This window comes from Oceanospirillum sp. (assembly GCF_048265165.1).
GTDB lineage: Bacteria > Pseudomonadota > Gammaproteobacteria > Pseudomonadales > Halomonadaceae > Oceanospirillum.
The window spans coordinates 124,647-140,113 of the sequence record NZ_JBLXCD010000006.1 but is presented as its reverse complement, the minus strand read 5'-3'; the positions used below and the strand labels follow the sequence as shown (position 1 = coordinate 140,113).

The following is a 15,467-nucleotide window of genomic DNA, read 5'->3' as shown; positions in this document are numbered from 1 at the left end:
TTATGCTACGACTTAAAATCTCCCGTTTAAGCATGCAACAAGGCATAATGTTTTGATATTCAACGCATTATTTTCAAACTTCATTCAGTGGGTATTTGCATGCACCAGCCATTACCACTATCAACACCCGGACGTAACCTGATTCGCCTGACGCTGATCCGAGGTATCGCGTGGACCGGTTTTCTGATATCGGTCATTATCGGCACTGAAGTACTTAAAATTCACCTGCTGGCCATCCCTCTGATCATGATCATTATCGTCATGGCCGTCATGAATATGCTGACCTGGTGGCGACTGGGCCTACCCTACAGAGTGACGGACTCAGAGTACCTGTTTCACCTACTGGCAGATGTTATCGGCCTGAGCCTTTTTTTCTATTATTCCGGTGGTGCCAACAACCCTTTTATCTCCTATTTTCTGGTTCCTCTTACCATCAGTGCTGCAACCCTGCCCTGGATTTTCACCTGGATTATCGCTGCAGCAGTACTCAGTTCTTATACCTTTCTGATGCAGTTCTATATTGCGGTTCCGGAGCTCAGCCACACTGGCGCAGGAATCAATCTTCACCTGCTGGGTATGTGGCTGAACTTTCTGCTGTCCACCGGGTTGATCACAACCTTTGTCTTTAAAATGGCACACACACTCCGGCACAGAGAAAAAATGCTGGGTGAGGTGCGTGAACAGGTGCTTCGGGACGAACAGATTCTGGCGGTTGCCACCCAGGCAGCAGGAACAGCCCATGAACTGGGCACGCCACTTTCCACACTGGCGGTTATGCTAAAAGATCTGAGCCATGATTATCCGGATGATAAGCTGCTGCAGGAGGATCTGGCACTAATGCGCCAGCAGGTTGACCGCTGTAAAGATAAGCTTCAGTTACTGACCCAACAGGCAGAGATTAATCGTGTCAGCCAAACACCTGTCTGTGATTTTATTGCACCCGTTATTGAAGACTGGCAAGTTCTGAGGCCCGATGTAAAATTCAGCCTGGATTGCCAAAAAGATCAGGCTATGCCTCTTTTGGAAAGAGATAAAACGCTGGAGCAAGCCCTGCTGAATCTGTTAAATAATGCAGCAGATGTCAGCCCGCAACGTGTGGATATTAGCGTGAGCTGGGATAATGTAGAATGCGTTATCCGCATCAGGGATTACGGCCCGGGAATTGACCCCGACGTAGCAAGCCGACTCGGCGAGGCTTTTATTTCGACCAAAGAAGAAGGAATGGGTATCGGTCTTTTTCTGACCCATGCGACCATCAATCGCTTTCAGGGTACAGTGCGATTGTATAGCCTGAAGAATAGCCCATCGAATGACCATCAAACAAAGAGCGGCACTCTCACCGAAGTCACCTTGCCGGTGATTCAACCGAATGCCGCCAGTGATCCAACAAGAGGACTCAACAGTGAGCCCGCAAAACAATCTGAATAATTCCGGTCTTAAAGAACCGGAGCTGCGCAACAACATATTTCTCATTGTCGATGACGATCCGGTGTTTTCTCAGGTCATGTCCCGGTCCCTGACTCGGCGAGGTTACGACACGGTTGTGGCTGAGTCAGCAGAAGAAGCCCTTCCGCTAATCGAACAGCATCAGCCCAGTCTGGCATCACTTGATCTTAAAATGGAAGGCGATACCGGTCTTAACCTACTGCCCAGTCTGTTAAAACTTGTACCCGACTGCAAGGTCATTATTCTGACCGGATACTCCAGTATTGCCACCGCAGTCGAAGCGATCAAGCTCGGCGCGGTTAACTACCTGCCCAAGCCTGCTGATACGGATGAAATTCTTGCCGCGCTGAAGCAAACCGATGCTAACCCAAGCCAGGAAATTGCGGACAAACCCATGAGTGTTAACCGCCTGACGTGGGAGCATATTCAAAAGGTACTGACAGAAAATGACGGTAATATTTCCGCCACAGCTCGCCAGTTGGGCATGCACCGCCGTACCTTACAGCGTAAGTTACAGAAGCGCCCTGTCCGTGAGTAAGCTCGTCAGAAGAAGCCAGAATGCAAAAAGCCGGTTGAACGTTTTAATCACTCAACCGGCCTTCTGACCAATACACTTCTCAATACACGCCTTACAGGTTAATGGCTCATAATCGCTTGGTCAGATAACAGAACCCAGATACCGAGCAAAACAAAAACACCACTGGCACCGATACGAATCCATTTCAACGGCAGTCGATCCACCGCCAGATGCCCAATGGCGACCACAGGCACATTAGCCAGCAGCATCCCCACCGTTGTTCCCATAACGACCCAGAACAGCGCATCAAACTGAGCCCCAAGAATAATAGTAGCAACCTGGGTTTTATCCCCTATTTCTGCGATAAAAAACAGAACAACCGTTGCCAGAAAAGCACCATACTTCTCATAGGGATTCTTCGTATCATCATCCAGTTTGTCAGGCATCAGAATCCAAAGACCAACCGCAATAAAAGAACCACCCACCAACCCGTTCAGCCAGTCACCTTGCAACCAATCCGCTGCAACAGCACCTAACCAGCCTGCAATGACATGATTTGCCAGTGTAGCCACCAGGATACCCCAGATAATTGGCCAGGGTTTACGAAAACGGGATATCAGAAGAAATGCCAGCAGCTGAGTCTTGTCACCTATTTCGGCAAGAGCGACTGAGAAGGTCGAAAAAAAGAAGGCTTCCATGAAATTCACTTTAGAGGCCGGCAGAGAACAAACACTATGACACATCACACTGCTCCGGCCCCGGTTCAGTGCGTTGTGTCACAGGTCTCGTCAGGCCGCATTGCAGATCAATGCGGCTGTTTACACCATGGTCATGAGGACCAACTATGTTGATGTAAACCTCTGTCATATTCGCCTAAGGTATTTTCAGAGAGAAAATATCAGACAAGAAGAGCGACTACTCCCCCGGGACGAGAAGAATACTAGCAGAACCCGGCATTTAATCCAGCACTATCAATGGCAACAGCCTAAAAGAACGGCCTGCTATTTATCATCAAAATAGCGTTTGTAATCAAAACCTTGCACCCAGTCTGGCTTGAATACCATAAGAGAGCTGAGCAGCATACCATTCACCACAGCCTCCGGAGGCAAAATAACCGGCAGGAAGAGAAAGTACTCACCTGAAATCCGGGCAAAATCATAAGAGGTAGACCCCAGCCAAAGCACAGCCATCAAAGACAACCCGGAAGCCAAAGCGGTCAGTGCACTACCGAAGAAACAACCCACAAAAAGAATAACAAAAAAATTATCCGGCAGGCGCTTATCCGCCCAACGGTAAATAAAGTGGCTCGCAGCAACGGGGACAACCGCTGAGGTCATAATATTAACCCCCAACAATTCAACCGGAGCCTTCCCGGTCCAGGTCAGCCCTATCAGGGCTAATACACTGGCCATTAAAGCAAAGGGCCAACGGAACATCACCGTTAATGTCATCGACATCAGAAAGTGCAGGCTGACCAAAGGTGTAATATCCGCCTTAAGCTGCCAGAGCAGTGTCACAAAAACAGTGGCGCCTAAAAAAAGATGCTGGAACAGAGTATCTGCCAACAGTTTTTTCCATTGAGCGTAGCGGACGGCCTGAAAAAGCCCGATAAGCGCTGCAACATTTGCAACCCAGACCCAAAGGCCTTCAATTTCAGTAGAGGAGAAATTCATCTGTTATCTTCCACAAAAAGTGCAGCGTTACACTAAAACATAAGGAATAGAGTTCTTTATTCAGCAGACCTGGTTCAAAGCAATCAGAACGCTTCACCCACCTGAAAATAGACATTGAAGCCATCTGCTTCTGCATCACCCAGTGCGTCACTATAGCCAAAATCCAGGCGTAGATTAACCCGCTGCTTCTGGCCCAGAGCATAGCGACCACCAACCCCAAGAGCGTACTTCAGATCAGAAGCACTAACCTGATCGAAGGATGGAAACACATCGCCAAAGCCACTAAAGACCGCCATACCCCATTTATCTGTCAAAATCCGGCGCCACTCAACTTGACCGGACAGTGCCAGCTCATCACGATAGCGATTCTGCAGCAGTCCCCGGATGCTTTGAGCACCACCAATTGCAGGCATCTGGTCATAGGGAGCATGACCACTAACTGCTTTAATTTTTCCCTGAATGGCCAATACAGAACGCGAATCAAGAGGGATAAAACGACGATGCTCCAAACCAAAAAGATTAAAGTTATAGTCACTACCCCATGATGTATCAAAGGCCAAAAATTCAGCCTCACTAAACACTCCTTTTTGACTGTAGAAGCTATTATCCCGAGTATCACGCTTTAACTGAAAACCTAAACCAAGCCGCGTAGACTGCATTTTCTCATTATTGTCGGCCAGATAATCCTTAAGCCCTCTTGCCTCAGAAAGATCAGTATACTTGCGGTGTTGAAGGCTTATTGCAGGGCCAAAATAACTATCTTTTAATAAGCGCCAGCCCGCCATAAAATTAAGACGAACATACTCAGCTTCGTAGCTTTCTTCAGAACCCGTGCGACTGAGAGAACCAATACCATGGCTGGTAGAAACACTTTTACCAAAAGCCACGGACGGTTCCAGTAACATGGAGCCCTCACTGCGATACAAGCTGGAACTCAACGCCAGCATCACTTGGCCTTTTTGCGACAAGTAGCCAAAAGCATTCACTGTATCTTTTTTATTCTCACCCGCTTCTGGGTTTGGTATCGCCCAGATCACAGCACCACCACCTGCAAACCCTGTATCCGGTGTGCTGAACGCAACAGGGATAATAATCCGCTCCGCCTTAACCTGAGAGCTCATTAGTACGCACGACAAACCAACAATCATGGCAAAACAAAAGGTCAAAAGACGAAAAGGCTCTTTTTGAATAATCACAGCAATATCCTTGCGATGGACTGGCATTAAAATATCAACACTCTCATTACGGGTGCCGCTATTCTATTGGTGCATAGCAGCCGTTAAAAGATAAAAATTAACAGTCATCTTGGGGGACGGGCTCAGCAGCACGCCCTTTAGTGTGATTTAAGCGCAGGCAAAGAAACACCGAGACAGAAAGTAAAAGCAGGAAACAGATAAGTCAGGGAAAAATGACAAAAGCAGAGGGAAGAATAAAAGCCGAATAGCCCCCGAGAAAACTAAAACAGAAAGCTAAAACACTAATTGAGTATTTCGGGCAAAAAAAAGCCTCCAATCCTTGGAGGCTCTCTACATACGATAACAGTCCTTTCCATGGACTCGCTTCCATTGCGCTTTTCTACATTTCCCCGAGAGACTTCATTCTAAAACATCCTCGACGAACACAATAGAAGCGAACTGCCTTTTTGCGTGTAAGAGATATCCTACAAAAGACGCTACCCTGATCAGTTAAAAACGACAGTTTTATTCTCATGCACCAGGACTCGGTCCTCAATATGCCAGCGCAAACCACGGGCCAGAACCGCCTTCTCAACATCTTTACCCAGTCGTACCATATCTTCGATCGTGTGCCTGTGGCTTACCCGTTGAATATCCTGATCAATAATAGGGCCAGCATCGAGCTCAGCTGTAACATAATGACAGGTAGCACCAATCAGCTTCACACCGCGCTCATAGGCCTGGTGATAAGGTTTCGCACCAGCGAAAGACGGCAAAAAGCTATGGTGAATATTGATAACGCGTCCAGCATATTTCTGACATATATTCGGTGGCAGGATCTGCATATAGCGCGCAAGGACAACACAATCAGCATTCGCCTCTTCGACCAGCTGCTCAACTTTATCGAAGGATGCCTGCTTATTATTCTTGTCCACCGGAACATAGTGATACGCAATACCATGCCACTCCACCAGATCACGAAAATCCTCATGGTTGGATATCACACAGGGAATTTCAATTTTAAGCTCACCACTCTGCCAACGATGCAACAGATCCACCAGGCAGTGCGACTCTTTACTGGCCATCAGCACCACACGCTTTTTCTGATCAGAATCTGAAATAAACCAATCCATTTCAAATTCACGGGCGATCGGCGCAAAAGCCGTACGGAACTCTTCCAGATCAAAGGGAACAGTATCAGCCCGAATCTCATGACGCATAAAAAACCAGTTCGCCATCCGGTCAGAGTGATGACTGGCTTCGGTAATCCAACCACCATACATCGCCAGGAAGTTACTGACTTTTGCTACAATGCCTACCCGGTCAGGGCAGGAGATTACTAAGGTATATGTCCGTTCCATATCTACCAATCAACTCATTCAGTTCAGGGTGCCCGATTGGTTATTATCAAAGGGCTACAGCGGCGGCCGCCTAACCAATTGATTCAACAATCCTTTAGACGACAATTCGTAAAAAATTCAGAGCCGGTATTTTACACCAAAAGACCTCTTTTGCACCTGCGCAAGGCAAAACCAACGCTATAGACTACAGCTTTAAGCATCACGTCTGCCCAGTGCGTTTAAATCACATAACTATGGTATAAAAAAGAGTGCTAATCTGAAGAATGTCACGCCAAGAAAAACAGAGGCGCACCAAAAAAGTACAAAGCAAAATAAAAAAACATTACAGGCACTAAAATAGAGCATTAAAAATTCCAGCCTTGAGCATAAAGCATCGCAACATGCTGAATTATGGTGCTTTCCTGCCAGTAAAGTTTCTCGGTATTCTGGCCTGTTTTGTGCATCATGAGCATACCCCTTACCACAGGACAGTGCATAATGGTTACAAAACAATATTTGTCCGACAGCCACCTATCAGCGCCTGAGCATATCCGCCAACTAGGGATTCATCCTAATAGGATAGGCCGGGATCAGGGGCGTTTTTTCGGACATTTTTCAGGTTATGCTCTGCATAGCCACTATCAGCCCATTATTTCACTGACACACCAACGCACCGTCGGTTACGAAGCATTGATGCGCCCGTTTCTGGGGCAAACCCTGGAGTCACCTCTGGCTCTTTTTGCCCGGTGCCATACACCGACTCAAATCTGCCACCTGGATCGGATCAGCCGAGCTCTGCACCTGATGAACTTCCGACAGCTGGGTATAAAAGATGGTTGGCTATTTCTTAATATCCGTGGGGAGGAGATACGTCAGAGTAATATGGATGCAGCAGGAATACGCCGTACTCTGGCGGAATTTGGCTTTCAACCGGGCCAGATCGTTCTGGAAATTCTGGAAGACGCGGTGCATGACGAAATGCTTCTGGCGGAGTTTGTACAGGAGTTCCGTAATGCCGGATTCCTAGTCGCCATCGATGATTTTGGTACCGGTCAGTCCAACTTTGACCGTATCTGGAAGATCAATCCGAATATAGTCAAGCTGGATCGTTCCATGGTGCGTAACGCCCATCAGCAACCCAGAGCCCGCCGCATATTCCCGCGCCTGGTCAGCCTGCTGAGGGAAACGGAGTCACTGGTCCTGATCGAGGGTATTGAAAATCAGGATGAGGCCTTGCTGGCTATGGATACAGATGCTGATATGGTACAGGGCTTCTATTTTGCCCGCCCCACCGCTGATGGTCAGGCACATCATGACCTGCCCAGCACCATAGATAACCTACATAAAGAATACGCCAGCCACCAGCGGCAGCGGCGTGTTAATTTTCAGTCTCAACTGACGACATTTGAAAACCTTATGACCACCTGTGCTGACCTGCTTCGTCAGGAGCAAAGCTTTGAGCAGAGCAGTAAGTTGTTACTGGAACAGGAAGGCTGTCGCCGTATATTTTTACTCGATGGTGACGGCTGTCAAATCACCCGCACTATCGCTCCGACCCATACTGAGAATAACAACCCATACCATCCACTGAAACATGCTCAAGGGGCAAACTGGGCAAGGCGAAAATACTTTCAGCGGGCGATCGAATCCCCTGATCGCGTCTGTATTTCCCGTCCATACCTAGCACTGCCGGACGCCAGTATTGATGTTACATTCGCTATAGCCTTCAAGCATAACAACAAGCGTTATGTTCTCTGTTGCGATGTGGATTCACGTTACATTGATGCCGCCGGAAATTTGTTGCAGCAGGGGAGAATGATCTCTCAGTCCTCCGGATCAGATGAATAGCCCGATACAAGTAGCGGCCTGACTCCCGGAAAATGCTACCCTGCAGCACGCTATTGATCTCAGGTTCAGATTGTCACACCCGCATACAGAGTCTAATATGCCCTTTCATCTCATGGTCACAGGCCGACAGAGAAGGGAATTATGACCGCCGTATTCGACACCGAAAAACAACCTTTTCCACTAGTTATACGCTCACTGGGTATCGACACACACCAGGAGCCTACCGTTTACCTGCGACGCAACAGCCATGTGTGCCGGGCAGAGGGGTTCACCACAGCATCAAGAGTGCAGATCGATAACGAGCACTCCCGTATTATTGCCACCCTGCATATTGTCGACAACGAGGCCCTCCTCGCCCCCGGAGAAATCGGCCTGTCTAACTCAGCAGCAAAAGCGTTGAATGCCCCGGATGGCAGCATTGTCCATGTCTGTCATCCAAAACCGATCCGCTCCCTGAGTCACCTGCGCCACAAAGTATATGGTCACCGACTGAATGATGCACAGATGAAAAGTATCATTCAGGATATTATCGCCGGACTTTACGCAGACGTACATCTGGCAACCTTTATTACCGCCTGTGCCGGTGACAACCTGGACCAGGACGAAATTATCTGCCTGACCCGGGCCATGTTGGAAGCCGGGGAAAATCTGGACTGGCAGCAGCCTCTGGTCGTAGATAAACACTGTGTTGGCGGGCTACCCGGCAACCGAACCACCCCGATCGTCGTCAGCATAGTGACCGCCTGCGGTGGCATCATGCCTAAAACCTCATCCCGTGCAATCACATCCCCCGCCGGAACCGCCGATACCATGAGCACCATGACCGATGTCGAGCTGGACCTGGATGTGCTGCAGCAGGTTGTCAACCAGGAAGGGGGCTGCCTCGCCTGGGGAGGCTCCGTTCACCTGAGTCCTGCCGATGATATTCTGATTCGTGCCGAACGGGAGCTTGATCTGGATAGCGAAGGTCAGATGGTTGCATCAGTACTATCAAAAAAAATCGCCGCCGGTTCCAGTCATGTCCTGATCGATATTCCTGTTGGCCCAACCGCAAAAGTGCGCTCTGACGAAGCTGCTCATCTGCTCTCCCGCCTACTGATCAATACCGGTGCAGCCCTGGGACTGAAGGTTGAAGTCATCTGCACTGACGGAACTCAACCTGTCGGCCACGGTATCGGGCCGGCATTGGAAGCCGTGGATATTATCAAAGTACTTAAAAATGACGTTGATGCTCCGCAGGACCTGAAAGAACGCGCTTTACTTCTGGCCGGAAAGATCCTTGAAATGGCAGGGCTGGCCCAAGCAGGTGAAGGCTGGGAAAAGGCCTGTAAAACCTTAGAAAACGGCACCGCCTGGCAGAAATTCCATCGGATATGTAACATGCAGGGCGGGTTTAAACAGCCCCCTACCGCCCATTACCAATATAGCTGGAGTAGTGAAACCTCCGGTAAAGTTACCGGGATCGACAATCGACACCTGGCAAAACTTGCCAAACTGGCAGGTGCTCCGGAGGATTTAGCCGCAGGTGTCACCCTGAATGTCAAACTTGGTCATACCGTCCTTCAGGGGGATACCCTGCTGATGGTTCATGCAGAAAGCCCCGGTGCCCTGAACTACGCCATTGAATTTCTGCAGGATCACAAAGATATGATACGGATTCAGACCTGAGCCAGACCATCACATCAAACCCGGCAACCTCAGACGACGACAAATAAAATAAAAGAGCCCCATGCGGGCATCAAACAAGCAGAAGTACTGATTTATGACTCCGATTCTATTCGACCTGAACGATGCCAGTAGCCTGAAAAAAGGGCTAATACAGCAACTGGATGCAGAGGAAGGACAGCTGAACCAACGGCGCTTCCCCGATGGGGAGAGTTACCTGCAGGTGATCTCCCCCGTTAAAGACCGCGTGACCCTGATACTCTGTACACTGTATCAGCCAGATGAAAAATTCTTACCCCTGATCTATCTGGCTGAAACGCTGAAAGAGATGGGTGCCCGTCAGGTAGTTCTGATCGCACCCTACCTAGCCTATATGCGCCAGGATAAGCGCTTTCACGAAGGTGAATGTATCACGTCTATCTACTTTGCCCGCCTGATAAGTCAGAGCTTTGACCACCTTATTACCGTTGACCCACACCTGCACCGTTACCACTCCCTCGATGAGATCTACACCATACCCAGTCAGGTTGTGGCTTCAGCGAAATCTGTCGCCCAGTGGATCAGCCAGGAAGTTAAGCGTCCTCTGCTGATCGGGCCGGACAGTGAAAGTGAGCAGTGGGTTGCTGAAGTCGCTCAGCTGGCAGATGCGCCTTTTGAGGTTCTGCTGAAGGAGCGCCACGGTGATCGTGATGTCAGCGTCTCACTACCCCATGTCGAACGTTATCAACAGCATACACCCGTTCTGGTAGATGACATTATCTCCAGTGGGCACACCATGATTGAAACCATTAAGCACCTTCAGACCGCCGGGATGCAAAAAGCCGTCTGTATCGGCACTCACGGCTTGTTTGCAGATCAGGCCTACCAACAGATACAGAAAGCCCACGTCGAAAAAGTTGTTACCTGTAATACGGTTTGCCACATCAGCAACGGCATCGATATGGCCCCGGATCTGGCCAGAGCGGCACAAAACACATTCACTGAAAACTAAACACAGTAGTACGTTAATCACCGGAAAAATCCGCCCGCTTACCTGTGTAAGCGGGCTTAAGGTGTAACTTCCGTTACCTTATGTTTCGCCAGTGTAATCGGAATGCTTCGGCAGCACTGAATGCTCTGAAAACAATAACAAAATCCCCTACCACGCCCAACTAAATATCGCCGTAAGACTACAAAAATAAAGACCTTCAGTTAAAAACACCAAATGTCATATCCACTAAAGAAAATGTCGCCTATTCATTAGAAAGCCTGCGCCAGCTGGGCTAAAATCTTACCCTAGACTAAAGTTTACTCTCAAACACTGTTGATTAACGCTGCGACCTTGCTGAATTGTGGTTCGGGGCCATGCTTAATCAGGTGTTTCTTTGTTTTTCCTGCCGACTTAAAGGAAGTTGCCATGAGTATGGAAGACGGCTTTGAAACCCTGAAAAAAATGGGTATCGAGAATGTCCGTGATATCGAAAAATTCACCTCTCGCACTGAAGGTGACCACGACATTCTGAAAATCTATTTCCAGCGCCACCACGGTGACTGGTTTGCCAAGAGCAAAAAATTTAAGTTTCCACGGATTCATAAAGACCGTCGTGTCAATGAAGGCCTAGTGACGTACCGCCCGACCACTGAGCCATCGACAATTTATCTCCATGCCGTTGATGAGCTTGAGAAGCTGGTGGCTACGGAACACAGAGCGGAAGATAAAAAAGAGCTGCTACTGGAAGAGATCGAACATCTGGAAAAAGTAGTTCAGCGCAAAATATCAGATATTCGCCGTCAGATTGAAGAGCTATAAAAGCCCACAGCCGCATGAGTGAACTAATTTAGCTCTCTTGTGCCTTGAATGGCTAAGCTGTACGACAAAAAACGGAGCGCTTTCATAAGAAAGATGCTCCGTTTTTTTATATCAGACCTTCACCTTTGTTTTTAGTCCCGCCCGTACTACAGCATCAACCAGCTGGCCACACCGATCAGGCCTATCATCGCGATATTCAGCAACGCTCCCGCCCGCATCATTTGCTGTTGCGGCACATAGCCGGAGCCAAACACGATAGCATTGGGTGGTGTTGCCACCGGCAGCATAAAAGCACAGGAAGCAGAAATGGCGATAACCGCTGCTAATATGACGGGCGACAACCCCATCGCCTGAGCAATAGAAACAAAAATAGGCACCAGCAGCGCACTACTGGCCGTATTGCTGGCGATCTCTGTCAGCATGACCACAAAAGCGGTAATCACCAGCATAAAAATAATCAGCGGAGCCCCTGCCAAAAAGCCGCTGATCGACTCCGCCAGAAATACACTGGAACCGGTCGCTTTCAGAACAGCAGATAACGTCAGACCACCACCAAACAGCAGCAGAACGCCCCAATCCGCAGACTGCTCGATATCCTTCCAGTTCACCAGCTTCAAAGCGCACAGCAATACAATGGCAAAGAGTGCAACCAAGGAATCAAAGCTTTTGCTGATTCCCATAAACTGCGAAACCGGCTTACTGAACAACCAGAGTGCAACGGTGACTAGAAAAACCCCTAAAGTAAGCCACTGCTGAGTGCCCATCGGCCTGGCATCACTATCCATATCAAATGTATGAGACAGATCCGGACGAAAGGCCAGCCATAATAGCGCCAACATAACAGGAAACATCAGCAAAACAGCGGGTATACCGATCTTCATCCACTCAGCAAAACTGATACCGACGGCCGCCGCTGCAATGGCATTAGGCGGACTGCCAACCAGGGTACCTATGCCGCCAATATTGGCAGAGTAAGCGACCCCCAGCAGCACAAACCAATAGGTATTACGGTTCTGTTCATAGGGCAGACGACTCAGCATACCCAGCGCCAAAGGCAGCATCATAGCTGTTGTGGCTGTATTTGAAATCCACATAGAGACAAATGCAGCGGTCAAAAAAAGTAGCACACTGGCTAACAGCATTCTTCCCCGTGCGGCCCTGATCACCAGCCCTGCGATACGCTCATCCAACCGCTGCTTATGCAGCGCTGAAGCCAGAGCAAAACCACCCAGAAAGAGGAAAATAATTGGATTGGCAAAGTTCTTCATCGCTTCCGGTACAGTAAAGACACCAGATGCCACCGCCAGAATCGGCACCAGAAGGGCGGTTACCGTGATATGAAAAGTCTCCGTCATCCAAAGCAGAGCCACAGAAGTCAGAATCGCCAGACCGATTCTCAGCTGCAGATCCAGATCCGTGCCATAAAAAATGCCTAAACCTGATAATACCGACAATAACAAAGTGATATGAGTGCGTTGCACGCTGATCGCTCCATATAAAGAGGCTGAAAAAGGCATTCTACCAAGCTTTACCACGAAAAAAGAATTCATAAACCTATCCTGTCAGAAAATAACATCAGACAGAAACACTCCGGTTACAGACATCGGTCACGCTCTCAACAAATTACAACATGGATAAATGGGCATTCTTTGAAAAAGTAAGTAATATCCATGCATAAACCATGTCAGGCCGAATCAAAAAAGAGGTTTACTGTGAACAAGCTAGCCACTACCAAACGCTCACGAGCAATAACCACAGAGGAAGTTCTCCTGATTCTCTGCCACTCGGTAAATGAAGTACTGAAAAACGCCGGTAATAGAAAGGTGGAATATTCACCTATGGTGCAGAAAATCAACAAAACCTGCCTGCGACCGGATATAGGCTGCTTTGTATTATTTGATGGCGGCTTTTCCGGACTGGTTATTATCAACTTCACCGCAGAAGCCGCCATGGAGATCTATCGCAAATACTTGCTAAGCATGGGGATGCCTGAGAGTGAGCTGGCCCAGTTCCACACCTCGGACGAGGTAGGTAATGTAATGGGTGAGATTATGAATCAGATCGTCGGTGACTTTACCAACAAGGTACGCCATCAGCTAAGAACTTCTATCACCCAGAGCCAACCGAAGATGATGGCGATCAACAAGCAGGTTCAGATCTCGGTAAATACAACTCTGGATCAGCCCCAGTCCCGTCGAGTGACCTTTAACACTGAAGATAACAATATCTTCTACCTTGAGCTCTCCATGGACAAAACAGAGTTCATCAAGCTCCATGATTTCGACGAGGATGAGCTGGAAAACCCGGATGATATTCTGGCGGATAACCCACGGCACTCAGGAAAGCGTGCGACCCCTGAGGCCCAGAGCAATAATGACCATGATGATCTGATGAACGACCTGGGGATCTGATCCGCCCCCTTTTCTGGCAACAACCCTTTCCTAGCAATAACCCAGACCAGCCCGCCGGATGTCATCAGATCCGGTGGGCAGACCAGCCCATCAGGAAAAAAATATGACAACACGTATTGAACACGACAGCATGGGCGAACTGGAGGTCCCTCAGGACGCTCTTTATGGAGCCCAAACCCAAAGAGCCATTAACAACTTTCCTATCAGCGGCCAGGGGATGCCCGCATCTTTTATCCGAGCACTGCTGCTGGCTAAAAAAGCCGCCGCCAAAGCCAATACCAACCTGGGGCTATTGGATGCTGACATTGCATCGGCCATCGCCAAAGCTGTAGATCAGCTGCTTGAACAGAATGACTTTATGGCTCACTTCCCGGTTGATGTTTTCCAGACAGGGTCCGGCACAAGCTCGAATATGAACGCCAATGAAGTCCTCGCCACCCTGGCCAGCAAGATCTGCAACCGTTCAGTATCCCCCAACGATGATGTCAACTACGGTCAAAGCAGCAACGACATCATTCCTTCAACTATTCATATCAGTGCCGCACTGGAGTTAAACGAAAAGCTCCTGCCAGCGCTAGCACATCTGTCCGATACCATTACAGAGAAAGCGGCGTCCGTCAGCCAACATATTAAAACCGGTCGTACCCATCTGATGGATGCCATGCCGATTCGGTTTGATCAGGCGCTTCTGAGCTGGGCCACCCAGATCGATCAGAATATTGAAGCCCTGAAAAACACCCAGCCGATGCTGCACAGTCTTGCTCAGGGCGGCACAGCCGTAGGTACAGGAATTAATGCTCATCCGGATTTTTCTCAGCAATTCACGCTGGAGCTGAGTCAGCTAACCGGTCTGAAGTTTGTACCGGCCATCAATCTGTTCACTCATATAGGGACTCAGGACATCGCCGTATCTGTCTCCGGGCAGCTCAAAATGACCGCTGTATCCCTGATGAAAATTGCCAACGACTTACGCTGGATGAACTCAGGCCCCCTGGCGGGCCTTAGTGAGATTGAGCTAGAGGCCCTGCAACCGGGATCATCCATTATGCCCGGCAAGGTAAATCCGGTAATACCTGAAGCCACCGCCATGGTGGCGGCTCAGGTTATAGGTAATGATGCCGCGGTAACCATTGGTGGACAATCCGGTAATTTTGAACTGAATGTGATGCTGCCGATGATTGCCCGAAACCTGCTGGAGAGCATTACCCTGCTCGCCAACACGTCACGGCTGCTGGCGGATAAGGCCATTGCTACCTTTACGGTCAATGAGGATAATCTGAAGCAAGCCCTCGCCCGTAACCCTATTCTGGTCACCGCCCTGAACCCTATTATCGGCTATATGAAAGCGGCAGAAATTGCCAAGAAGGCTTATAAAGAGGGCCGCCCGGTATTGGATGTTGCAGAAGAAAACACCGATCTTTCCCGGGAAGAGCTGAGACAACTTCTGGCACCGGAAAAACTAACCCGAGGGGGAATCTGAGCCTCTTATTTCACAGCATACCTCCGCTGAAATAAGACAGTCTCATTCAACCTAAACGCTAAAAACCGGAAGTACAGGCCTGTACTTCCGGTTTTCTTTCTTATGCCTTTAGCAGGCCGAACA

The 15,467-nt window shown here is 48.9% G+C and carries 13 protein-coding genes and 1 riboswitch; of the genes, 8 read left to right on the top strand and 5 right to left on the bottom strand.

The annotated features are described in order from the left end of the window. The first annotated feature begins 99 nt into the window (after window positions 1-99). Complete coding sequence (locus ACN0R8_RS12620; protein ID WP_417597933.1) at window positions 100-1,428, top strand: ATP-binding protein; 1,329 nt, start codon at window positions 100-102, stop codon at window positions 1,426-1,428. A gap of 22 nt (window positions 1,429-1,450) precedes the next feature. Then, window positions 1,451-1,984: a response regulator transcription factor gene (locus tag ACN0R8_RS12615; RefSeq protein ID WP_417598092.1), complete on the top strand. Its 534-nt coding sequence runs from the start codon at window positions 1,451-1,453 to the stop codon at window positions 1,982-1,984. A 98-nt stretch (window positions 1,985-2,082) separates the two neighbouring features. Here ACN0R8_RS12615 and ACN0R8_RS12610 read toward each other — a convergent pair whose 3' ends face one another. From ACN0R8_RS12610 to purU, 4 genes are all read right to left on the bottom strand, one after another. Further along, entirely contained in the window at window positions 2,083-2,661 is a 579-nt protein-coding gene (locus ACN0R8_RS12610) for a TMEM165/GDT1 family protein (protein ID WP_417597930.1), read from the bottom strand. 12 nt (window positions 2,662-2,673) lie between these two features. Continuing rightward, window positions 2,674-2,899, bottom strand: a riboswitch (yybP-ykoY riboswitch). A gap of 65 nt (window positions 2,900-2,964) precedes the next feature. Then, window positions 2,965-3,636 (bottom strand): energy-coupling factor ABC transporter permease, encoded by a 672-nt coding sequence (locus ACN0R8_RS12605; protein WP_417597928.1) that lies wholly within the window; start codon window positions 3,634-3,636, stop codon window positions 2,965-2,967. A gap of 83 nt (window positions 3,637-3,719) precedes the next feature. Beyond that, a complete protein-coding gene (locus tag ACN0R8_RS12600) occupies window positions 3,720-4,832 on the bottom strand; it encodes a BamA/TamA family outer membrane protein (protein ID WP_417597926.1) in 1,113 nt (370 codons plus the stop codon). Between the two features lie 485 nt (window positions 4,833-5,317). After that, the gene (purU, locus tag ACN0R8_RS12595) at window positions 5,318-6,172 is read right to left on the bottom strand and encodes a formyltetrahydrofolate deformylase (protein ID WP_417597924.1); all 855 of its coding nucleotides are present in this window, start codon (window positions 6,170-6,172) and stop codon (window positions 5,318-5,320) included. Between the two features lie 477 nt (window positions 6,173-6,649). Here purU and ACN0R8_RS12590 point away from each other — a divergent pair, with 477 nt between their 5' ends. The 4 genes from ACN0R8_RS12590 to ACN0R8_RS12575 all read left to right on the top strand — a co-directional run bounded on the left by ACN0R8_RS12590 (window position 6,650) and on the right by ACN0R8_RS12575 (window position 11,453). Next, entirely contained in the window at window positions 6,650-7,999 is a 1,350-nt protein-coding gene (locus tag ACN0R8_RS12590) for an EAL domain-containing protein (RefSeq protein WP_417597922.1), read from the top strand. Window positions 8,000-8,140: 141 nt separating this feature from the next. After that, window positions 8,141-9,667: a thymidine phosphorylase family protein gene (locus ACN0R8_RS12585; RefSeq protein ID WP_417597920.1), complete on the top strand. Its 1,527-nt coding sequence runs from the start codon at window positions 8,141-8,143 to the stop codon at window positions 9,665-9,667. Between the two features lie 94 nt (window positions 9,668-9,761). Further along, window positions 9,762-10,655 carry a ribose-phosphate pyrophosphokinase gene (locus ACN0R8_RS12580; RefSeq protein WP_417597918.1) on the top strand — a complete coding sequence of 298 codons (894 nt, stop codon included), beginning with the start codon at window positions 9,762-9,764 and terminating at the stop codon, window positions 10,653-10,655. A 405-nt stretch (window positions 10,656-11,060) separates the two neighbouring features. Continuing rightward, window positions 11,061-11,453 carry a DUF3461 family protein gene (locus tag ACN0R8_RS12575; RefSeq protein ID WP_417597916.1) on the top strand — a complete coding sequence of 131 codons (393 nt, stop codon included), beginning with the start codon at window positions 11,061-11,063 and terminating at the stop codon, window positions 11,451-11,453. 146 nt (window positions 11,454-11,599) lie between these two features. On the opposite strand, the gene ACN0R8_RS12570 is transcribed toward ACN0R8_RS12575, so the two are convergent. Then, on the bottom strand, window positions 11,600-13,003 hold the full coding sequence (locus ACN0R8_RS12570; RefSeq protein WP_417597914.1) for a DASS family sodium-coupled anion symporter: 1,404 nt from the start codon (window positions 13,001-13,003) through the stop codon (window positions 11,600-11,602). Between the two features lie 162 nt (window positions 13,004-13,165). Here ACN0R8_RS12570 and ACN0R8_RS12565 point away from each other — a divergent pair, with 162 nt between their 5' ends. Together ACN0R8_RS12565 and ACN0R8_RS12560 are read left to right on the top strand one after the other, a co-directional pair. Next, entirely contained in the window at window positions 13,166-13,864 is a 699-nt protein-coding gene (locus ACN0R8_RS12565) for a DUF3334 family protein (RefSeq protein ID WP_417597912.1), read from the top strand. Between the two features lie 103 nt (window positions 13,865-13,967). After that, window positions 13,968-15,344 (top strand): class II fumarate hydratase, encoded by a 1,377-nt coding sequence (locus ACN0R8_RS12560; RefSeq protein ID WP_417597910.1) that lies wholly within the window; start codon window positions 13,968-13,970, stop codon window positions 15,342-15,344. The last annotated feature ends 123 nt before the right edge of the window (window positions 15,345-15,467 follow it).